Source organism: Oscillibacter sp. UBA6647 (assembly GCA_002455655.1).
In the GTDB taxonomy this organism is placed as follows: domain Bacteria; phylum Bacillota; class Clostridia; order Oscillospirales; family Oscillospiraceae; genus Oscillibacter.
This window is the reverse complement of the sequence record DKLF01000004.1, coordinates 8355-30017: the sequence shown is the minus strand read 5'-3', so window position 1 is coordinate 30017 and position 21663 is coordinate 8355. Positions and strand designations below refer to the sequence as shown.

Genomic DNA, 21663 nt, shown 5'->3' with positions numbered 1-21663 from the left:
CCCGCCCCGCAAAACAGGGCGGGCTGCTTTTTATAATTTTTCCAATTCTTCCAAATTTGCGGCCTGCCGGTCCAGTTCCCGCTCCAGCGCAATTGCCACCTGGTCGGGGCAGGAGGTGGACTTCATCCCGCAGTGAATGCCCTTGAGCCGACCCACGGCCTCCCGGGCGTCCATTCCCCGCAGAAGCGCCGCGAGGCCCTGCAAATTTCCGCTGCAGCCGCCCACAACCTCCAGTTCCTCAATCACATTTTGCTCATTGAGCCGGAAATGCATCTCTTGAGAACAGGTGCCCCGGGGGTGAAATGTAAACGTCATATTTTGCTTCCTTTCCGCCTGTTTTCCCTCCGGAAAGGATACCATATTGCCGCACCCGCGTCAAGCAGGCGGGCGGTGGAAACCCGTTATCCCGCGCTTCCTCCGAAATTGCGTCCCTCCAGCACCAGCCGGTCTGCAATCATGGCGATGAACTCGCTGTTGGTGGGCTTGCCCTTGGTGTTGGAAACGGTGTAGCCGAAAAACTTTTGCAGCGTCTCCAAATCGCCCCGGTCCCATGCCACCTCGATGGCGTGGCGAATGGCACGCTCCACGCGGGAGGGCGAGGTGGAAAAACGCCGGGCCACCTCGGGATAAAGAACTTTTGTCACAGCGTTGATCACGTCCATGTCGTCCACCGCGATTAAAATGGCCTCCCGCAGGTACTGATACCCCTTGATGTGGGCGGGGACGCCGATTTCGTGAATGATATCCGTGACCATGTTCTTTAAACTTTTTGTATGGGATACCGGTTGAACAGGCCGGCAGACGGAGCGCATCCGCTCCATCAGTGCGCTGTTTTCAAAAGGTTTCGGCATAAAAAATGCCGCGCCTTTTTCCAGAGCCTCTCCCACCACCTGTTCCGTAAAAAAGGAGGAGATCATCATTGTTCGCGTCGGAATTTCTTCTCTACGAAGCTGTTCCAGCACGCCGAAGCCGTCCAACTCCGGAAGCACCACGTCCAGCAGCAGTAAATCCGGAAGCTGCTCTCGCACCTGCCGAAGCGCATTTTTCCCGTCGCCTACACCGGCGACCACCGTGAATTCTCCCGTCTGTTCGATTGTTTCCCTTAGCATCGCGCGGTAGCTCTCATTGGCGTCGGCTATAACTACTTTCCTGCAGATCTCCATAACGCAACCTGTCCTCCATCTCTTCATTGAAATTTCTTCCGATTTCCCAAAAGTTCGGATTGGGTTTTCTATAATTTACCATAAACGGACAGTCTTTGCAAGACGGAATTGTAAATAATTGGCATTTTTTATTCGACCCGTTATGCATCTGTCACGGTAAATTCGGCAGGAACATTTCAAATCCGTTTGTCTTTCAGCATATTTCGAAGAAAAAGGGCATTATCTAGAAGAAAGCCGTGTCGGAAATATCATCAAGAGACGTCCGCGCTCTGGAAATCGGGCGCGGAATCCCGCTCTTTGGGGACGCCGCTCTGCCGCAGCTTAAACCCGGCCAGCAGACCCTTCAGCAAGGCAGACTGCTCCGACATCTCCTGACTGGCGGCAGCGCTCTCCTCCGCTGTGGCGGCATTGGTCTGGACCACCGACGAAATCTGCCCCACGCCCTGATTGATCTGGACAATCGCCATGGCCTGCTCCTGCGAGGCGGCGGCGATTTTGTCAATCAGATCAACAGCCTCAGCCGTCTCTCTGGCGCTGGCCTCCATTGCCTTGGCAGTGACGTCCGCAGTCCTGCTTCCGTTTTGCACTGCCGCCAGCGTCTGTTCAATGAGAGCAGTGGTATCCTTGGCGGCCACCGCCGATTTCCCGGCCAGATTGCGCACCTCGTCCGCCACCACGGCAAAGCCCTTGCCGTGCTGCCCGGCACGGGCGGCTTCCACCGCCGCGTTCAGCGCCAGAATGTTGGTCTGGAAGGAAATGTCCTCAATGATCTTGATAATCTTCATAATCTCGGAGGATTTGAAGGAAATCTCGCCCATGGCAGCAACCATTTCCTGCATGTGGTCGTTGCTGCTGCGCAGCTCCCGTCCCGCAAACTCCGCCTTCTCTTGCGCCAGTCTGGCATTTTCCGCGTTTTGCCGAATCTGCCCGGTGACTTCCTCAATGGAGGCGGAAAGCTGCTCCACGGCGCTGGCCTGCTCCGTCGCGCCTCTTGAAAGGGCCTGCGCACCGATGGAAACCTGCTCCGCATCGCCGTCCACAAAATCCGCGGACTGATGAATTTGCAGCAGCGTGCCGTCCAGATTGTCCAGCATGGCTTGAAGATTGTCCTTAATTTTTTTGAACTGTCCCGCGTATTCTCTTTGAAGCGCAACCGTCAGATCGCCGCCGGCCACACAGGACAGCACGTCGGAAATTTCATCAATATAGCCCTGATAATTGACCAGTCTCTGAATGGTGAGCTGGAATGCATCGGAAAGGCGGCCCATCTCGTCCTTGGACTTGACCGAAAGCTGAACGTCGAAATTTCCGTCGGCAATCTGCTGCGCAGCCTTTGTGATGGACTTGATAGGCTTTGCGATTGAGCCGCTGATCAGCCATGTGACAGCCGCGCCTATCGCCGCCATCACCACGCACAGCAGCACCAGCATCTGCGTGAGGACGTGCGTCCGCTCAATCACCTCGTTCGTTTCCAGCGTCATCGCCAGAATCCAGGGACTGCCCTCGATGGGGGTGAATTCCACCAGCTTTTCCTTGCCGTTGTATGTATATTCACCGCCGCCCTTCTGGCGCGTGGTCATCTGCTGCGTGAGTGCGCCCAAGGCTTCAAGCGCGGGGTCGGTTTTTCCATTCTCAATGTCGTTATCTTGCCGAAGCACAAGGTCGGTATTTTTGTGGGCCACCTTGACGCCCTCGTTGTTGACGATGTATCCGTATCCGGTGTTTTTATAAGTGACATTTTCGCAGATTTTACTGAGGGTCATTCCGTCTCTTCTGCCGTACAAAACGCCGATAATCTGGCCGTTTTCATACACCGGGGCGGCATATACCAGCACTGGCTTTCCATCCAGCTTACTAAACATCAAATCAGAAGCAGTGGGGGTTCCCTGAATAGCCGACTGGAAAAAGGGACGGTCGGACACGTCGTTTGTCTCCCGGCTGCTGTTCAGGATGACGGCCTTGCCGGTTTTATCCGCGAAGCCGAAGAGGATATACCCCGAGCGCTTGGCCTCCGCCTCGAAATAGGCAATTTTTTCGTCCAGAGGGGCCGCGCTGTCAGTGATTGCGGGAACCTGTGCCAGCCCGTCCATATACAAAAGCTGCGCGCTGTTCTCGGAGGAAATATACTGGGCCTGCGCCTGTGCGATGGCCCCCAGATCGTCTCGCGCGTCGGAAAGCAGGTCCTTGCTGACTACATAAATTGCAGCAGCTCCCAATGCGGCTGTAACCAGCAGGATGATGAGGGTGAATGTTGCCACCAGTCTGAGCTTGATCGATTTCATGAATACCTCTCCACTACTTTAAACTTTTAAATTTGTTACCGCTACTTTTAAAATTTTTGCCGCTTCCGCGTCGCAAAAATCCCTGAAAAAAAGCGTATTTAGGTGATTATAACTTATGTCGAAACAAATGGAAACAAATTGTTTTTTGTAAAAAAATATCCAATTTTGTTCTTCTTTTTATTGCTGTCACACTCTGCATTTAGGCGGCCTTCTATTGTCATAAGCAGGCCAAAGAGAAGCTCCCGGATTGTACATCCGGGAGCTCTTCTTGCCGTTAAAGACATGAGTTGGAGTGTGGCATTGGCAGCCACGGCCCTTGCCGCTTATCTCCATTTTCAGCTTAAAGCTAGTCCTTCTTCGTGATTTATTCTTTTCAAAAATCGGATCTCATTTTTGATTTTCTTTTGCGAACAAGCAGGGTTGGAGGAGCAAAATTTTAAATATTTGGCATTTTTATTTCTCGGGTTATGCAGATACTACGAGAAAGTCGGCAGATTTTTTTAAATATTACGTGTTTTCCAGCATATTTTGTATCAATAGCCCATAACCCCGGGTGGGATCGCCCAGCAAAACATGGGTCACAGCGCCTGCCAGTCGTCCGTCCTGAAGAATGGGTGAGCCGCTCATTCCCTGCACAATGCCGCCGGTTTTTTCCAAAAGCTCGGGGTCTGTCACCGTAATGAGCAAGTTTCGGCCCGCAGGATCAGTGCTGAGAATTTTTGTGATTTCAATTTCATATTCATTGACTGTGTCTCCGTCCACATTTGCAAGGATTGTGGCTTTTCCTGTGTGAACCTGATCATTTTCCGCCACGGGCAGTGCCTTGTCCCCCAGACGCTCCATCAGCTCCTGATCCGTCAGGGTTCCAAACACGCCGTTGGAGGTATTTGCGTAAAGGTCGCCGGTATCCACCGTCATGTCAAAATTTCCCTTCAGCTCTCCTGCCGCGCCCGTTTCGCCCCGCTTTACCGTTTTCACGGTGGAGGGCAGAATCGAACCGGAAGAAAAGGGCATCAGGGCGGCGGTGTCCACGTCCGTAACGCCGTGGCCCAGCGCGCCGAAGGTGTTGCTCTCGGGGTCGTAAAAGGTCATGGTGCCGATTCCGGCCATGCTGTCCCGAATCCATGCGCCAATGGCGAATTTTCCGTCTCCGTCATTGTCATCCGCGGTGACGCTTAAATCCAGCAGCTTCGTTCCCCGGCGGACCTCCAGCTTCGCACTTTCCCCCGCAGCGTCTTGCAGCAGAGATTGAAACTGCTCCGTGGAGGTAATTTGGTTTCCGGCGCACTGGACAATGACGTCGCCTGCTGTGAGACCGCAGGCTTTGGCGGGTGTGTTTCCCTCCGCCAGCTTCACCACCAGAACGCCCCTTGAAAACAATTTGATACCAACAGTGTGTCCCACGGGGACCAACGTCCGGGCGGAGGAAAGGTCCGCCGCGGCCGCCGGGATCATCAGCGTGGACGCCAGAAGCATAGCCGCCAGCCCCAGTGCCGCCCCGCCCGCGCGGCCGCTTTTTGAATTTTTTGTTTTCTCAGCCGTTTCATCCATTGAATCGCCCCTTTCTGAAAGTCCGGCGCGTGCCGGGCTTTCAGAAAAGAAGCCGGCGTTCTCTCTCTTTGTTTCTTTTCTTTTTCGCCGGCATGCTTACTGTTTGCAAACCGGCAGATTTCTGCCGTTGAAAATACCGGCGGTACTGCCATGGAAACAACTTCCTGCGCCGCGCCCCGGCGGTTTCTGAAAATATCCTCTGCAAAGTTATGCGTTTTCCCTAAAATCTGCTAATTTTTTTATAAGTCGGTGGGTAAAAAATCCGCCAAAAGGCCCTTTGAGAACCTTCTGGCGGATTTAAGTAAATTTGTGGTTTTCTGGCCCGGTATATACTTCGCCCTCGTAGGTATGCGACCCTGCGCAGGTTTCTTTAAACGAAGGGCTGTCCGATCCGTCGGGATCGGCGTGTCAGTCGTCCCGCTTGCTGAAAATCTTAAAGATGTCTTCGAAAGGATCGTCCTCCGGCTCCTGAGGCTTGGGATCGTCCACAGTGCTCAGGGGCTGGGGCACTTCCGCTGTAATTTGCTGCGCCGCAGGGGCAGACTCTGCCGGGACCACAGGCGCCTCCACGGATGGAGCCGCAAAGGTGGCGGAAGGAACAGCAGGGGCAGCCTGCCGCGCGGGGACCTCGGCGGCAGCCTTTTCAAAACCGGTGGCAATGACGGTCACGCGGATTTCATCTTCAAGGTTTTCGTCAAACTGCGCACCGAAGATGGTGATGGCGTCCATATTGACAGCCTCCTGCACCAGCGTGGCAGCCTGCTCCACCTCCTCCAGTCCAATGTCCATGGAACCGGTGACGTTGATGAGCACGCCATGGGCCCCTGCGATAGAAGTTTCCAACAAGGGACTGGAAATTGCCATTCTGGCGGCCTCCTCGGCCTTGCCCTTGCCTGCTGCGCGGCCAACGCCCATGTGGGCCAGACCCGCGCCCTTCATAATGGTGGTCACGTCGGCAAAGTCCAGGTTGATAAACCCGGTATCCCGAATCAAATCAGAAATAGACTGCACCGCCTGACGCAGCACATCGTCCGCGATTTCAAAGGCGTTGGCAAATGTAATTTTCTGGTCTGTGGCGTGCTTGAGCCGCTCGTTGGGGATGATGACCAGAGAGTCCACCTTGTCCTTCAGCTCCGAGATGCCCTTTTCCGCCTGCTGCATCCGGCGGCGGCCCTCAAAGCCAAAGGGCTTGGTCACCACCGCCACAGTGAGAATTTCCAGTTCCTTGGCGATCTCCGCCACGATGGGCGCGCCGCCTGTGCCTGTGCCTCCGCCCATTCCGGCGGTGATGAACACCATGTCCGTGTCCTCCAGCGCCTTGGCAATCTGGCTGCGGCTCTCCTCGGCGGACTTGCGGCCCACCTCCGGGTCCGAACCCGCCCCCTGCCCGTGGGTCAGTTTTTCACCGATCTGAATTTTATAGGTAGCGCTGGACACGTTCAGCGCCTGCTTGTCCGTATTGATGGCCACAAAGTCCACACCCTTGGTGCCGGAGCGGACCATACGGTTAACCACGTTATTTCCGCCGCCGCCGACGCCGATCACCTTGATGTTCACCACGGCGTCCGGGCCGGTTTCCAATCCAAATGCCATAAAGCTGCCTCCTGCTGTCGTTCGTATCGGGAGGAATCTCCTCCTTGCCTGTGTAAATTGGCACGCATAGCCCTATTCTTACTAATAATAAGACACTTTGCGCTCCGGGTCAAGTCTTCCGGCAGTTTTTCCGGCAGTTTTTCCAATCAGTCCTTGATGAACACGTTTTGACCGCCGTCACCCGTCATGCGGAGCACGCCCGTCTCGTTGGATTCAATTCTGCCGCTGTCTAGAATTGCCCGCAGGGTGCGGAGCTTATAGGAGTAGTCCGCACCGTAGGGCAGCTCCACTCGGAACCGTTCCATATACTCCATGGTCAGTACCGCCGCGTCATCCAACCGGATGGAGTCCACCTCCTCCATCATCTCCTGCTCGTCCAGCGCGCCCATCAGCGCCAGCAGGCTCTCCTGCTGTGTCAGGCGCTCTGTGGGCATCTGAATGAAGGTGGCCACGGCGGGAGGAAGCAGCTCGCAGCCCTCAATTTTCGCAAAGTCGGCGGCGGCAGATGCCGCCCGCTGCTCCACAATTTTGCCCTCGGGGCTTACAAGCCACGTATATCCCGCCTGCACCACCGCCAGCGCCGCTTTGCTCTCCGTCACATCAATTGCCAACGTGTCGGGCAGGACTCGATTGATGCGCACCAGCGCGATATAGGGCAGCTTCCGTTGAAGGTCCTTTGCAATGGCGTATTTATTCAGAAGCAGCAAATTGTCGCCTGTGTTCAGTCCGGAGGCCTCGATAATCTCGGCTTCGGAATAGCGGCTTTCACCGGTAACGTCAATGGTATTTACCCGGAAAAACAGGGTCAGCGCCACCACAATCACGACGCAGATGGCCAAAACGGACAGCAGCTTATAGAGGAGTCCGAATCTCCCCCTTCGCTTCCTGTTGTAATTTCTTCGTCTGGCCATCTGCTATACTCCAGTCTGTCTCTATTCTCCGCCGTTTTCCTCGTCCCGGCGAATGTCTGCACCCAGTTCCCCAAGCGTTTTGGCGAGGTCCTCGTAGCCCCGGTCAATGTGCTCCACACCGGACACGCCGCTTTCTCCCTCGGCGGCCAGCGCCGCCACGCACAGCGCCGCCCCGCCCCGCAGATCCGTGGACTGCACGGACGCGCCGTGGAGCTTTTCCACGCCGTTGACCACCGCCACGCGGCCGGACACCCGGATATCCGCTCCCATGCGGGAAAGCTCGTCGACATGGCGAAAGCGGCTTGTGAAAATGTTTTCCTCAAACACCGTGGCTCCCCGGCTGCGAGCCAGCGCCGCCATCAAGACAGCCTGTGCGTCAGTGGGAAAGCCGGGATAGGGTGCGGTGTGAATGGGACGGATGCCCCGCAGCGCCCCCCGCCTGCGCAGAGTAATGCCCTCTTCGTCCGCTGTCACAGTGCAGCCCGCCTCCCGCAGCGCCGCCGTCACAGTGGACAGATGCCCTTCCTTCGCGCCTGTCAGATGCACCTCGCCCCCGGCGGCTGCCGCCGCGCAGAGATAAGTAGCCGCTGCAATGCGGTCAGGCATCACGGTATGCGTACAGCCGGAAAGCTGCGCGCCGCCCTCTACCGTGACGGTGGAAGTGCCCGCACCGGAAACCTTTGCGCCGCACGCACAGAGATAGTCCTGCAAATCCTCGATCTCCGGCTCCCGGGCCGCATTATAAATAGAAGTGACACCACTTCCTCCACAGGCAGCCAGCATCAGGTTCTCCGTGGCGCCCACACTGGGCAGGCTCAATACCACCTCCCGCCCCACAAGGTGGGGCGCGGTACAGCGGAGCCGCCCGCCGTCCTCCCGGATATCAGCCCCCAGCTCCCGGAGGCCCGCCAAATGTAAATCAATGGGTCTTGGTCCCAGCTCGCAGCCACCGGGGTAGCTGAGGTCTGCCTGACCGCAGCGGGCCAGCACGGCCCCAAGGAAAATGGCGGAGGAGCGCATCTCCCGCATCAGCGCATCAGAGATGTTGCAGCAATTCATGCCCACGGTATTTACCGTCAGCGTATCCTCCTCCCAGCGGGCCTCGCAGCCAAGATGCCGAAGAATGCGGACCGATGCGTCCACATCCCGCAGTCTGGGGCAGCCTTTCAGCACCGTCTCCCCCCGGTTTAAAAGCGTGGCCGCCAGGATGGGCAGTGCGCTGTTTTTCGCGCCCTGCACCCGGACGGAGCCGGAAAGAGCCCTCCCGCCCTTTACGATGATCTGACTCATAATGCAATTCCCTCCGCATACAGAATGGTTCAACAGTCCATCGTATGCGTGGGGAGCCTTTGGGGGTTACAGCAGTTCCAGCACCGTCTGATAGATACGCTCCGCCGCATCGGGGATTCCAAGTTTCTCCATGGCGGCGGACATGGACGCGCGCCGTGCGTCGTCCCGGAGTATTTCGCAGGACTTTTGAAACAGGACCTGTCCATTTGCCTCGTCCTCCAGCAAAACGCAGGCGCCGCCCGCCCGCTCCAAAACCCGCGCGTTTTTCTCCTGATGGTTGTTGGTCACATAGGGAGAGGGTACGATCAGCGCCGGAACGCCCAGCGCCGTCAGTTCGCTGATGGTGGACGCGCCCGCCCGGCACAGCACCAGATCGGCCGCCCGAAGCGCCCGGTCCATATCATAAATGTAGGGCCGCACCTCAAGAGACGGGTGCCGCTTAAGGTCTACGCCCCGCTCCTTCAGCGTCCGCAGCAGCGCGTCGTAGCCTCCGCCTGCCCCGTGAATGTGGTGAAACGGCTCCTTTGCCGCTTCCAGCGCCAAAAATGTGGCCATTTCTCCGTTCATTCCCGCCGCGCCCAAAGACCCCCAGAAAGAAACGATCAGGGGTCTTTTGTCATGAATCCCCAGTTCTTCCCGGGCCTGCTGTTTCGTCCGGGTAAAAAAATCGCCCCGCACCGGCGTTCCCGTGACCACCACCCTGTCCGGATGGCGATATTGGCCCCGGCACTCCTCAAAGCCCACCATGATCCGGTCGGCAAAAGGCTCCAGCAGTCGGGTAGTCAGGCCGGGGACCATGTTAGACTCGTGGACGGCGGTGGGGATTCCCAGCCTTGCCGCCGCTTTTACCATGGGAAAACTGGCATAGCCCCCGGTGCCAATGACCACCTGAGGGCGAAATTTCCGCAGAATGCGCCGCGCCTCTCTGGGCGCCCGGAGATAGTTTCCCACGGAGATTAAATTGTGCTTGATTTCCGGCAGTTTCATCGAGCGGTGAAAGCTGGAGATGTGAACGGTGCGAAAGGAAAAGCCCGCCTTTGGAATCAGATCCTTTTCAAGGCCCCGCTCCGCGCCTACAAATAAAATCTCCGTATCCGACTTCCGCGCGATCATCAATTGCGCCAGAGCAACGGCGGGATTCACATGTCCCGCCGTCCCCCCGCAGGTGAAAATGACCCGTTCGGGCACGTTGCCCATTTTAAAACACTTCCTTAAAGTCCGCGTGCCCTGCATCAAATCTTCATCTGCCGGGACACGCTCAATACAATCCCCATTTCAAAGAGCTGGATCGTCAGCGCCGTTCCTCCGTAGCTGAAAAAGGGAAGAGATACGCCGGTGGTGGGCAGCAGCCCCGTCACCACCGCCATGTTCAAAAATGTCTGGAAAGCCAGCAGAGTGGTGATGCCCACCGCCAGCAGGTTTCCAAACCGGTCCCGGGCGTGGAGGGCAATCCAGTATCCCCGCAGAATCAGCGCCGCAAACAGCAGCATAATCACTGCCGCACCAATCAGCCCCAGTTCCTCGCACACGATGGAAAACACGAAGTCGTTGTGCTCCTCCGGCAGATACATAAATTTTTGCCTGCTTTTCCCAAGGCCCACGCCCAAAAGCCCGCCGGAGCCGATGGACAACAGGCTCTGGGCCAATTGATAGCCGTCTCCCCGTGGGTCTATAAACGGGTTGTGCCACATGGCGATGCGGGACGCACCGTAGCCGACGATTCCCACCACGGCGTACATTCCCGCCGCGGCTACACCCATCGCCCCGGCAACCCACTTCCAGCTGATGCCGCCCACCAGCATGATGGCGGCTCCCGCGCCTAAGATCAGCAGCGTTCCGGACAGGTGAGGCTCCAGCATCATCAGCCCCGCCAGCACCACCAGAATCACGCCGTAGGGCAGGATACCGTAACGAAAGGTCTGCATCCGCTCCTTCTTTTTGGAAACGGTATCAGAAAAATAGAGCACCACCGCCAGCTTTGCCACCTCTGAGGGTTGAAATTGCAGCGCGGTGTTGGGAATTCCCAGCCAACGGGTGGCATTGTTCCGGGTCAGGGCGATAGGGTTGCCCGGAATAATCACCAGCACCAGCAAAATAATAGCCAGAAACAGCAGGGGCTTTGCAAGGGCCCGGAACCTCTGGTAGTTGATTTTTCCCACAAACGCCATAGCCGCCACGCCCATAATGGCGAATACGCCCTGCTTCGACACGTAATAGGTCGGGTTGCCGCTTTCGTAATAGGCCCTTGGAAAGCTGGCGGAAAACAGCATGATGAGTCCGATGGCAGTCAGCAGCAGCACCAAAAGGCAGAAGGGCAGATCAATCGGCCCTCTGGCCAGTTCCCGCCCCTCCTGCTCCCGAAGCAGGCGCTCCTCCTTGGCCCGCTGGCGGGCCAAAAGCGTTTCCCGGCTGACGGCAGGACGGCGGACGGAGCTAAATCCCCGGTCCCGGTCCCCACGGGAAGAACGGGGCCGTGCGTTATTCGGTTTGCGTTCCCGGACCACCAGTCACTCCCCCTTCTCCATTTGGCGGACGCGTCAAATTCTCCCCTGAATCCCCAGCCACGCCGCGACACAGCCCGCCAGCGTGATAAGGGAAAACACTGTCACAAGCTTCGCCTCGCTCCAGCCGCACAGCTCCAGATGATGGTGCAGCGGCGCCATTTTGAAAAAGCGCTTGCCGTGGGTGGCTTTAAAATAAGCTATTTGAATAATATCGGAAACCGTCTCTGCAATGTAGATCAGGCCCACGGGAACCAGAACCAGCGGCATATCCATTGCAAACGCCAGAGCCGCCACCGCGCCGCCCAGAAACAAGCTTCCGGTATCTCCCATAAATACCTTTGCTGGGTGACAGTTATATACAAAAAATGCCGCCAGCCCCCCCGCCAAAGCGGAGGATATCATACTCAGCCCCCCAAAGGCCGCGGCAGTAGCCCCGGCGAAAAACATCATCACCACAAAGGTAACGCCGGTGGCCAGCCCGTCTATTCCGTCCGTCAGGTTCACGGCGTTGACGCAACCCACGATGACAAAGGCCGCAAAGGCCAGATACATCACCCAGTTCAGCTCCAGCGTCACGTCTGCAAAGGGAATATAAAGACTGTTGCTCAAAAGGCCCTCGTAGCGCATGATGCTTAAAAACACCACCGCCGCCGCCAACTGCAAAATGAATTTCTGCCGGGCAGTAAGCCCCTCGTTCTGGTGCTGGCGCACCTTGCGGTAATCGTCCACAAAGCCGATCAGACCAAACACCAGCGCAAACAGATACACATACAGATGGACGAATTCGCCCGCCAGCATCTGCCGCCAGCCCAAGGCCACCACCGTCACGCCCGTGCCGATGATGAACATGATGCCTCCCATGGTGGGCGTTCCGGCCTTTCCCGCGTGCCATTTGGGGCCGTCCTCCCGAATCTCCTGTCCTGCCTTCAGCTTCCGCAGCTCCGGAATTAGAAACTTTCCAATGACAAGCGTCAGAAAAAAGCTCACCGGCGCCGCCGCCAAATTTGCTATATCCATGTGCCTTCTCCTTACCCGGCGGGGCCGGGCCCTTCCCTCATGCAGTCTCCGTAAAAGCGCGCGCCCATCTCCGCCATGTGCGAAAACGTCCTTCAAACGGGGTGCACGCCCTGTTCCGGGCGCTTCAGCGCGCCCTTCCCAGATGCTCCGCCACAATCTCCCGTTCGTCCATGTGGCGCTTTTCGTGGTTCACTTCCTGATACGTCTCATGCCCCTTGCCACACAGAACAATTACATCGTCCGTTTTGGCATTGTCCATGGCAAAGCGGATGGCCTCCACCCGGTCCTCCACCACGGCATAGGTCGTCGGCGTTCCCTCCAGCCCGGCGAGAATCTCGTCGATGATGGCGGCAGGTTTCTCCGTGCGGGGATTGTCGGAGGTCACAATCACATAGTCCGCGATCTCCGCCGCAATTTTTCCCATCTGGGGCCGCTTTGTCCGGTCCCGGTCCCCACCGCAGCCGAACACGGCCACAGTGCGCCCTTTGGCAAAGCCCTTCACGGCGGTAAGCACGTTTTTCAGTCCGTCGGGGCTGTGGGCATAGTCAATCAGAATCGTATAGTCCCGCCCCGGCGTGGGGACAACCTCCACCCGGCCCTTCACATGGGGGACCCGGCGCAGGGCCTCGGCGCTCTTTTCAAGTGGGACTCCCAGCTTCAGCGCCGCCGCTAATACATCCAGCGTATTATATACCATAAATTCGCCCGGAATGCCAACCCAAATTTTTACCCGCCCGTTTTTTGTCACGGCGGTGAAGGCCACATGGTCCGCGCCCAGCTCAATTTCCTCGGCCCGCAGGTCGGCCTCAGCCTCCACCGCGTAAGCGTATTTTTCACAGTCGGCGTTTTGCAGCAGCCGCCCAGACCACGGATCGTCGGCATTGTAGACTCCCACGCCGCAGTTTTGGAACAGGATGGCCTTCGCATCGCAGTAGTCTTCCATGGTCCCGTGGAAATCCAGATGGTCCTGCGTCAGATTGGTGAACACGCCCACATCGTACCGGATTCCGTGAACCCGTCCCTCATACAGTGCGTGGGACGACGTTTCCATCACCACATGGGTGCAGCCTGCGTCAAGCATCTGGCGGAACAATTTGTGAAGTTCAAAGCTCTCCGGCGTGGTCCGCTCTGTGGGCAGGCTCTCCCCGCCAATCATGTTCTGGTTGGTGCCGATCAGGCCCACCTTCGCCCCCGCCTCCTGCTCCAGAATGGCTTTGAGGAGATAGGTCGTGGTGGTTTTCCCGTTGGTACCGGTAATCGCAGTCATCACCATTTGCTCTGCGGGGTGGCCAAGCCAGTTAGCCCCCAGAATCGCCAGCGCCCGCCGGGACTCCTTTACCAGCACGTAAGATATTTTTTCCTCCGGCACTTTTTCACATATGGCACACACTGCGCCGGCCGCCTGTGCCTTGCCGATATAGGCATGGCCGTCCATGGCATAGCCGCTGATAGCCACGAACAGGTCCCCTGCCTTTGTCTTCCGGGAGTCATAGCTGACACCGGAGATCTCCATGTTTTCGTCCGCGTGAAGCTCCAGCACCTCCGCGCCGACAAGCAAATCCTTTAATTTCATATCTGAATACGCCCCTTTACAGTGTGAAATGGTTGCAAATATACCATTCACAGTATATCCGGCGCGATTTGCAAAGTATACGGGAGAAGGTGCTCAAAATCATGCAAAAGCTGTCAGTCCGCCGTACTGCCCTGGGCGCCAAGCTGCACGGTGACCACCGTTCCCGCCGGAACTTCCGCCCCCGGCGACACAGACTGGTTCAGGGCAAACACGTTTCCGCTGCTGGCGGAGGTGGCTCCCGACACCCGCATAATCAACCCCGCGTTGGTGAGCGCCGCATTTGCCTGCGCAGCGGTCATGCCCACCACCTTGGGAACTGTGCTGGGCGTATCGGGCTTTTCCTCGCCCAGATACAGGATAACTGATGCACTGCCTGGAATGATGGACCCGCCCAAGGGCGTCTGGTCGGTAACGGTTGCCCCATCGCCCACGGTGCGGCAGGTAAATCCAAGATTTGTAATCCGCTCCTTCGCAGCCTCTGCCGTCTGCCCCACCACGTTGGGCACGGTGATATCCGCGCCCACCATCTGCTCGGCGGTATAATCCGGCTCCACGCCCACGTAGGGCAGAATTTCACCCATGACAGAGCTTGCGGTAGGCGCCACCATGTTGCCGCCGGAGACGTATACTCCGGTGTTTCGGCTGGGCGTATCCATTGTGATGAGCATAATGACCTCCGGATCGTCCGCTGGGGCGAAGCACATAAAGGACACCACGACTTCCTTGTCGGGGTTGCCGGTCTTATCTGCGGTGCCGGTTTTTCCGCCGACGCGGTAGCCAACTACCTGCCCGTTTTTGCCGGTGCCGGAGGCTACCACGTATTCAAGGCACTTGCGCACGGTGTCGGACGTTTCCTTGCTGACCACCTGACGCACAGGGGTGGAGTCGTGCTGATACTTAACGTTTCCCTGATCGTCCACCACCTGCTCCACCAGATACGGCGTGCGCAGATATCCCCCGTTGATGGTGGCGGCCTGCGCGCGGATGACCTGAAGCGGCGTGACCGTGAAGGTTTGGCCGAAGGAATAGGAGGCCAGAGACACCACGTTGGTGCCAAAGTCCTTTTCGCTGGCAAACAGGCCCGTGGTTTCGCTGATCTCATCAATGCCGGTTTTCTCCATCAGACCAAAGGATTTCAGATACTGATAATATTTCTCCGTTCCAATTTTAAGACCCATTGTAATAAAAGCCGGGTTGCAGGAATTTCCGGTAGCCTTCATCAGGTCCTGCAAACCATGGCCCCTGTGGTTGGAACAATAGATGGGCTTGTTCCAGCCGGGCACCCGGATGGAGCCGGTGCAGTTGAAGGCGGAATTCAGATTTACCAGCCCTTCCTCCAGCGCCGTCGCCAGAGTGACGGGCTTAAAGGTGGAGCCCGGTTCGTAGGTGTCGCTGATACAGCGGTTGCGCCACTGCTCGCCCAGCGCCGCGCGGTTTACCTGACTACGGGCGGCGGTGTATTCCTCGCTCCCCTCCGTAAGCCCAGCCAGCGCTTTTACCAGTTCCGCCTCGGTCTGCGCTTTCAGCTTTTTATCGTAAATGGTAAAGGGATCGTTCAAATCAAAGGTGGGATAGGACGCCATAGCGAGAATCCCGCCGGTTTTCACGTTCAGGACAATACCGGTGCCGCCGTTTTTCGCCCCGAACTTATCCACCATGGACTCAATTCCCTTTTCAAGAACCGACTGGACACTTACGTCCAGCGTCAGCATCAGGCTGTCTCCGTTTTTCGCGTCGTAATACTGCTCATATTGATATAGCATATCCTCGCCGGTGTTGGTCTTGGCGGTGACGGTCAGGCCGGAGGTTCCCTCCAGCACATCCTCGTACTTGGCCTCCAGTCCGTATAGCCCTGTGTTCTCACTGCCGACAAACCCAATGACCTGAGAGGCCAGCGTTCCATAGGGGTAGTAGCGCTTGGAATCGGCGTTGAGAAAAATGCCCTGAAGCCGGACAGGGCGCTTGGAGGGGTCGCTGATAAGGACAGTCTTCCCATCCTCATCCAGCTTTGTCAGCGCATTTCCCTGATCGTCAATCTCTCCATTGATAAAGCGGCGCACCTCGTCAGCAGTTTTCTGCTCCACCTTTTTCTTCAGCTCAATATACTGCGAGTTCGTATCCGCCATTTTGTCGAGAACGGCGGCTTCATCAAGTTCCAGAATGCGGGCAAGCCCCCGGGCCACAAACTCCCGGTCCTGCGTGTCCTTGCTGCTTTCAATATCCCGGGGAGAAATGCACACCGTCTCCGCCGAGGCCGAAACCGCCATAATTTCCCCATTTTTGTCGTAAATCGCACCGCGGGAGGCGGTGACCACTGCGCTGCGGGTCTGCTGGGCCACGGCCTTTTCCTGCAGCTCCTCATGCCGCACGATTTGCAGACTGTACAGCTTGAACAGCAGCGCCACAAACACCGCAACGCCCAGAAGGCTCATCATCAGTACCGTCCGATTGCGGACAGTCTGGTTGGCCCAGCGGGCGGCGTCGCTTTTTCTACGTTTGCCTGGCTTTGTCATTGATATCCTCCATCCTGAAAACGATGCTCGACGCTTTTCGCGTCCCGGTAATGTTCAGGGAGTAAGAAGGAGCGGTCCTCCTTCTTACTCCCCCTGTTCACTGTATTGCGTCTTAGTCGAAATATTCCACCACTGCGTAAACGCCGTGGTTTAGCGAGGTCACAAGCCGCTCCAGCAGTCCCGCCTCTTTTTCCTTGTAAACCACGGCGCTGTCTCCGCCGCTCAGGTCCAGATAATAGGTCTGCCCGCTTCCGGGCTTGGCCATGCCGGCGGACTCCGCCGCCTTTTTCACCGTGCCCAAATCGAACATCTGGGCGTATTGCGCGGTGAGAATCACCTTTTCGGTCTGAAGCTGGGACAGTTCCTTGTTCAAAGCCACCACATCGCTGGACAGGCTTGTAAGCTGCACGTAGCACAGCAGCGTCATCACCGCCAGCGCCGCCACGACGCCAAAGCTCAGCACCGCCAGAAAGGAAATGTTCTGCCGTTCCCGGACCTGCACCGAAGTGGCAGAGCGCACCCGCGGGGCAGGCGCGGACTCCTCTCGCCGCCGGGGCAATTCCCCCGCGTGGGACAACTGGCGCTCCCGCAGCTCAAAGTCCAGATCATACGCCAAATTACCGTCTGTCGCCCCTCGCCGGGGATAGCGCAAATCCCGCGCTGCCGCAGCCGCCATGCCCCATCCCTCCTATCCTTTGTACTTCACACATCTCGCGCCTTGCGCGTTTTTAAGGGAATCCCATCCCTTTAATCTTCCTTTTCCGCAAGCACCGGGCTCCCGTCCCGGTCCAGCAGCGGCGTTAAGCCCGCCGCGCTGCCGTTGCGGTGGAACAAATAGTGTACGCCCGTCTCATGGTCCACCCAAATCTCCGTTTGAGTCAGAGTTCCCTGGGTATAAATCTCCTCAAATCTAGGCCTCATACCGTCCGCTCCTTTCGCATTCCGCGCCGTCACGGCCCGCATTTCTCCGCCACACGGAGCTTTGCGCTGCGGGCGCGGGGGTTTTCCGCCAGCTCTTCCTCGCTTGGGACAATGGGCTTGCGGGTCAGAATCTTCAGCTTCGGCTTATTGCCGCAAACACACACCGGAAACTCCGGCGGGCAGGTGCAGCCCCGGGCCTGCGCCAGCAAGGCCCGCTTGATAATACGGTCTTCCAGAGAATGAAACGTAATCACCGCCACCCTTCCCCCGGGGGCAAGGGCCTCCGCGGCAGCCTCGGCCATGGGCTCCAGCGCATCCAACTCGCCGTTGACGGCGATGCGGACGGCCTGAAAACTCCGCTTGGCGGGGTGCTGCTTTTCCCTAAGGGCCTTGGACGGCATGGCGGACCTAATCAGCTCTACCAGCTCAAGAGTGGTTTCCACAGGCCTGTCCTCTCTTGCGTGGACAATGGCCCGAGCGATGGCGGGCGCGTACCGCTCCTCGCCATAGTCATAAAGAATGCGCCGCAACTCGGCTTCGCTCCACTCGTTCACCACCCGGCGGGCGGTGAGATGGGCGGAAACGTCCATCCGCATGTCCAGCGGCGCATCATGCATGTAAGAAAACCCACGGGCCGCGTCGTCCAGTTGGGGAGACGACACGCCCAGATCAAACAGCAATCCGTCCGCGGCGGAAACGCCGCAGCTTTTCAGGATCTCCGCAAGCTCGGAAAAATTGCCCCGGACCAGCGTCACCCGGTCCAGCCAAGGGGCCAGCCGCTCCTTCGCGGCGTCAATGGCGGCCCCGTCCCGGTCAATGCAGATCAGCCGCCCGGTTGTCAGCCTTTGGGCAATCTCTTTTGAGTGCCCGGCGCGGCCTAGGGTCCCGTCCACGTAGATTCCGTCGGGACGGATGTTCAATGCCTCAATGCTCTCGTTCAGCAGCACGGGCTTATGCAAATACTCCATATCAGAAATCCAACTCTTCCATGGCGGAGAGCATGTTGCCGCTTTCCAGCTCCTGCTTCTCCAACTCCTGCCATGTGGCGCTGTCCCAAATTTCTGCACGGGAGCTTACGCCGATGACAGACACGTCTTTCTTCAGGCGGGCGTATTCCCGCAGCTTTTGCGGAATCAGGATGCGGCCCTGCCCGTCCGGCTCGCAGCGGACGGCGTTGGAAAACAGCGGGCGCAGGGCGCGGGCCTTGGAATAGGGCAGCGCCTCAAATTTCTCGGTCAGCCGCGCCCAGCTCTCGTCGGAATAAATGGTCAGGCAGGGATCGGGGCCGATGGTGACGTAAAATACGTCTCCCAGCTCCTCCCGCAGCTTGGCGGGGATGGCCAGACGGCCCTTGGCGTCGATTGTGTGCTGATTGGTTCCCGTCATCGGCGCGGTCCCTCCCCTTCATTTTGTGGGATTGAGGTGAACTATTCACCACTGGTCACCTATTATCACCACTTATCCCCACTCGCATCTCTGAGTATAATCAAACTTCCATGGAATTGCAAGAGGTTTTTTGGAATCTCTGCGTGGATGAAATCAGGTTCTTTTGCCAACTTTTGTCAAAATTTCTGTATTTTGAAACAGATGTTCCAAAGAGTTGCATTTGTTGACATAAATCAAAAAAGTTCCCCAACACAACATGTTGTGTTGGGGAACTTTTTTTGAAGACTCACACACCAGATAGGGGAATTGGTGTAAATTTCCATGTGTTCTTATTGTGACTTCTCACAAATTTTCAGGGTTCCTCTTGCTGGGGATCGCCGTCCTTCCCCTCGTCGGGATTGTCCAAGCGGCGGCGCTGCTCCTGCATCTTGTTGGCAGAGACGCTGCGGAATCGGATGCGGGACTGCTTCACTTCGTCCAGCGCCATAGAGATGGCCTCTTCCGTACGGGCCAGTGCATCTTCGGCATATTCGTTGGCCACCTGATAAAGGCGCTTGGACCGCTCTTCGGCGTTGCTGACGATGGTCTGTGCCTTTTGGCGGGCGGCGGTGAGAACCTCGCTGTCGGACACCTTGGCCTTGACCTCCAGCTCCGCCTGACGCATCATACGCTCCACGTCCCGTTTTGCATCCTCCACGAATTTGTCCCGGGCGGCCAGCAGCTCCTGTGCCCGCTTGATTTCGATGGGAAGCTGGGCGCGCAGCTCGTCCAACAAATCCAACAGCTCATCCCGGTCCACCATACTCATATTGGGCTTCAGCGCCGGGGATTTCGCGTCTTCGACCTGCTCGTAGAGCATATCGATCAGGCGGCTCACATCATTTGTATTGTTGGCCATCGGCTTCACGCTCCCTCTTCGTTCGTCTCTTCTCTCATCTTCCGCACCAGCTCGGCCGCCGCAGGAGGAAGATACTCCTCCAGAGGCTGTCCATAGCGAATCATCTCCCGGGCCATGGACGAGCTGAAATGTTCATATTTTGCCGCTGCGGGCAAAAGCAGCGTCTCCAGCCCCGGACGAAGATGCTCGTTGATGCGGGCAAGCTCCCGTTCCATGTCCCAGTCCGTGCCGTTGCGCACACCTCTAACGATGATGTCCGCGTCGTGGCGGACTGCATAATCCGCCAAAAGGCCGGACCACAGCTCAGCATGCACATTGGGGTATTCCGCAATCGACGCCTCCACCAGCCGCAGCTTTTGCTCTGGAGAGAACATCTGGTTTTTCTTCGCCGCGTTGGGACTGACGCAGACCCAAACCGTGTCAAAGCAGGCCGCCGTCCTTCTGATAATATCCAAATGTCCCAGAGTAATGGGGTCGAAGCTGCCGGAGCAAATCGCTGTTCTCATGTGGCCGATTCCTCGCTCTCTCCCGCTCTGCGGAAAAGCGTCACGGCAATTTTCCCGTAGCGGTAGGTGCGGCCCATCCGATAGGGGGCCGCCGGCTCCGGCAGAATTTTTTCGGCAGGAGCCTCCGCCGCAATTATACCATGGGGCGTCAAAATGTCAAACCTGACAATGCGCTCCAGTGCCTCCTCCAGCAGCCCCGCCTCATAAGGAGGGTCCAGAAGAATCAAATCGAACTTTTCCTTCAGGGACGACAAAATCTCCAAAGAGTCCCCCGTCACCACTCTGGCCCGGTCGGTCAGGTCCGTGACCTTCAGATTTTCCCGGATCAGCTTCACCGCGTCGGCCCGCCGGTCCGCAAAGACGCAGCTTGCCGCGCCGCGGCTCAGCGCTTCGATGCCAAGCTGGCCGGTTCCGGCAAACAGATCCAGAACCCTGCGCCCCTCAATTTCAAATTGCAGGGCGCTGAACATGCCCTCCTTCACCCGGTCGGTTGTGGGGCGGGTATCCATGCCCTCCAGTTCTTTCAGCCGTCTGCCCCGTGCGGAGCCGGTGATTACTCGCATGGTTCGCTCTCCTTCATCGTTTTTTTCCGTTTCAAATGGTCGGAAATCAGGAAAATTGCAAGGCTTGTCCACACGAAGCCGAACAAAATCCCGTGGGTCAGAGTAAATTCCTCGTGAAACGCCAGCACGCCCAGCAAAAGCTGCAGCGTGGGATTCATATACATCAGCACGCCGGACAGGGATAAGGACGTGGTTCGGATGCCAATGGCAAACAGCATCAGCGGAATCGTGGTCACCACTCCGGCAAGAGGCAGCAACAGCCACTGCGCCCCGTGAAGCACGCCCATGGCCCCGGCGCCCCGGGCATCCGCCACCGCAATCCAGAGAAGGGCCAGCGGCGTCACGGCGGCGGTTTCAATAAAGAGGGCCGCATTGGCATCCGTCTTCACCGTCTTTTTCACCGCGCTGTACAGCGCGAAGCTTCCGCTGATCACCACCGCCACCCAGGGAAACACGCCAAAGCGGAACGAGGCGATTACAACGCCCGTCGCCGCCAACGCCGTGGCAAACCACTGCAAGCGCGTCAACCGCTCGCGGAACAGCACCGTTCCCAAAACAGCCGACAGGGGCTGCATCATATAATAGGCAAGGCTGGCGTCCAGAATGTGGGCGTTGTTGACCGCCCAGATATAAAGGCCCCAGTTCACCGTAATCAGCACTCCGGCTCCGGCAAGGCGCAGCGTCTCGCTCCGCCTGCCGAGCACCTCCCGGACGCAGCCCCACTCCCGCCGGACTGTCAGCAAAAGCAGCATCATGGCCATGGACCAAAAAATCCGGGCCGACAGCACATATACGGAGTCCACCGCTCCCAGTGTTTTCCAAAAAAGGGGCAAAATTCCCCAAGCGGCATAACATGCCGCCACATACAACGCGCCCCTTTTCATGTCCTCGCCTGTCCCTCCCGGCCCACAGGCCGCTTAAATTTTATATTTTACAATTGTACGACAAGGCGCGCATTTTTTCAATATGAAATCCGTACTTTTCCTCTTTTT

At 57.5% G+C, this 21663-nt stretch carries 21 protein-coding genes; all 21 read right to left on the bottom strand.

The features are described from left to right. Nucleotides 1-30 precede the first annotated feature (30 nt). Nucleotides 31-315 carry a TIGR03905 family TSCPD domain-containing protein gene (locus B2W96_RS00510; protein ID WP_293007466.1) on the bottom strand — a complete coding sequence of 95 codons (285 nt, stop codon included), beginning with the start codon at nucleotides 313-315 and terminating at the stop codon, nucleotides 31-33. 86 nt (nucleotides 316-401) lie between these two features. Beyond that, entirely contained in the window at nucleotides 402-1163 is a 762-nt protein-coding gene (gene spo0A / locus B2W96_RS00505; protein WP_312159070.1) for a sporulation transcription factor Spo0A, read from the bottom strand. A gap of 251 nt (nucleotides 1164-1414) precedes the next feature. Further along, nucleotides 1415-3445: a methyl-accepting chemotaxis protein gene (locus tag B2W96_RS00500; RefSeq protein WP_293007462.1), complete on the bottom strand. Its 2031-nt coding sequence runs from the start codon at nucleotides 3443-3445 to the stop codon at nucleotides 1415-1417. 507 nt (nucleotides 3446-3952) lie between these two features. Beyond that, the gene (gene spoIVB, locus B2W96_RS00495) at nucleotides 3953-4921 is read right to left on the bottom strand and encodes a SpoIVB peptidase (protein WP_293007460.1); all 969 of its coding nucleotides are present in this window, start codon (nucleotides 4919-4921) and stop codon (nucleotides 3953-3955) included. Beyond that, nucleotides 4900-5148 (bottom strand): hypothetical protein, encoded by a 249-nt coding sequence (locus B2W96_RS00490; protein ID WP_293007458.1) that lies wholly within the window; start codon nucleotides 5146-5148, stop codon nucleotides 4900-4902. The genes spoIVB and B2W96_RS00490 overlap by 22 nt, the downstream gene beginning before the upstream one ends. A gap of 256 nt (nucleotides 5149-5404) precedes the next feature. Beyond that, entirely contained in the window at nucleotides 5405-6589 is a 1185-nt protein-coding gene (gene ftsZ / locus B2W96_RS00485; protein WP_293007456.1) for a cell division protein FtsZ, read from the bottom strand. A gap of 146 nt (nucleotides 6590-6735) precedes the next feature. Further along, complete coding sequence (locus B2W96_RS00480) at nucleotides 6736-7500, bottom strand: cell division protein FtsQ/DivIB (RefSeq protein ID WP_293007454.1); 765 nt, start codon at nucleotides 7498-7500, stop codon at nucleotides 6736-6738. Between the two features lie 21 nt (nucleotides 7501-7521). Next, entirely contained in the window at nucleotides 7522-8790 is a 1269-nt protein-coding gene (murA, locus tag B2W96_RS00475; RefSeq protein WP_293007452.1) for a UDP-N-acetylglucosamine 1-carboxyvinyltransferase, read from the bottom strand. Nucleotides 8791-8856: 66 nt separating this feature from the next. Continuing rightward, the gene (gene murG / locus B2W96_RS00470; protein ID WP_293007450.1) at nucleotides 8857-9987 is read right to left on the bottom strand and encodes an undecaprenyldiphospho-muramoylpentapeptide beta-N-acetylglucosaminyltransferase; all 1131 of its coding nucleotides are present in this window, start codon (nucleotides 9985-9987) and stop codon (nucleotides 8857-8859) included. 35 nt (nucleotides 9988-10022) lie between these two features. Then, a complete protein-coding gene (ftsW, locus tag B2W96_RS00465) occupies nucleotides 10023-11294 on the bottom strand; it encodes a putative lipid II flippase FtsW (protein ID WP_312159067.1) in 1272 nt (423 codons plus the stop codon). A 33-nt stretch (nucleotides 11295-11327) separates the two neighbouring features. Continuing rightward, nucleotides 11328-12311, bottom strand: coding sequence for a phospho-N-acetylmuramoyl-pentapeptide-transferase (gene mraY, locus B2W96_RS00460; protein WP_293007448.1), 984 nt, complete (start codon nucleotides 12309-12311; stop codon nucleotides 11328-11330). Nucleotides 12312-12435: 124 nt separating this feature from the next. After that, nucleotides 12436-13884 carry a UDP-N-acetylmuramoyl-L-alanyl-D-glutamate--2,6-diaminopimelate ligase gene (locus B2W96_RS00455; protein WP_293007446.1) on the bottom strand — a complete coding sequence of 483 codons (1449 nt, stop codon included), beginning with the start codon at nucleotides 13882-13884 and terminating at the stop codon, nucleotides 12436-12438. 113 nt (nucleotides 13885-13997) lie between these two features. Further along, nucleotides 13998-16397, bottom strand: a complete 2400-nt coding sequence (locus B2W96_RS00450; protein WP_293007444.1) for a penicillin-binding transpeptidase domain-containing protein — start codon at nucleotides 16395-16397, stop codon at nucleotides 13998-14000. Nucleotides 16398-16509: 112 nt separating this feature from the next. Beyond that, nucleotides 16510-17073, bottom strand: coding sequence for a hypothetical protein (locus B2W96_RS00445; RefSeq protein ID WP_293007442.1), 564 nt, complete (start codon nucleotides 17071-17073; stop codon nucleotides 16510-16512). 71 nt (nucleotides 17074-17144) lie between these two features. Beyond that, a complete protein-coding gene (locus tag B2W96_RS00440) occupies nucleotides 17145-17318 on the bottom strand; it encodes a DUF6440 family protein (protein ID WP_293007440.1) in 174 nt (57 codons plus the stop codon). 29 nt (nucleotides 17319-17347) lie between these two features. After that, entirely contained in the window at nucleotides 17348-18286 is a 939-nt protein-coding gene (gene rsmH / locus B2W96_RS00435) for a 16S rRNA (cytosine(1402)-N(4))-methyltransferase RsmH (protein ID WP_293007438.1), read from the bottom strand. A gap of 1 nt (nucleotide 18287) precedes the next feature. After that, entirely contained in the window at nucleotides 18288-18704 is a 417-nt protein-coding gene (mraZ, locus tag B2W96_RS00430) for a division/cell wall cluster transcriptional repressor MraZ (protein ID WP_293007436.1), read from the bottom strand. A 352-nt stretch (nucleotides 18705-19056) separates the two neighbouring features. Beyond that, entirely contained in the window at nucleotides 19057-19602 is a 546-nt protein-coding gene (locus tag B2W96_RS00425; RefSeq protein ID WP_293007434.1) for a hypothetical protein, read from the bottom strand. Nucleotides 19603-19607: 5 nt separating this feature from the next. After that, nucleotides 19608-20108: a pantetheine-phosphate adenylyltransferase gene (coaD, locus tag B2W96_RS00420; RefSeq protein WP_293007432.1), complete on the bottom strand. Its 501-nt coding sequence runs from the start codon at nucleotides 20106-20108 to the stop codon at nucleotides 19608-19610. After that, nucleotides 20105-20671 carry a 16S rRNA (guanine(966)-N(2))-methyltransferase RsmD gene (gene rsmD, locus B2W96_RS00415; RefSeq protein ID WP_293007430.1) on the bottom strand — a complete coding sequence of 189 codons (567 nt, stop codon included), beginning with the start codon at nucleotides 20669-20671 and terminating at the stop codon, nucleotides 20105-20107. Before rsmD ends, coaD begins: the two co-directional genes overlap by 4 nt. Next, a complete protein-coding gene (gene rarD, locus B2W96_RS00410) occupies nucleotides 20662-21555 on the bottom strand; it encodes an EamA family transporter RarD (protein ID WP_293007428.1) in 894 nt (297 codons plus the stop codon). Before rarD ends, rsmD begins: the two co-directional genes overlap by 10 nt. Nucleotides 21556-21663 lie beyond the last annotated feature (108 nt).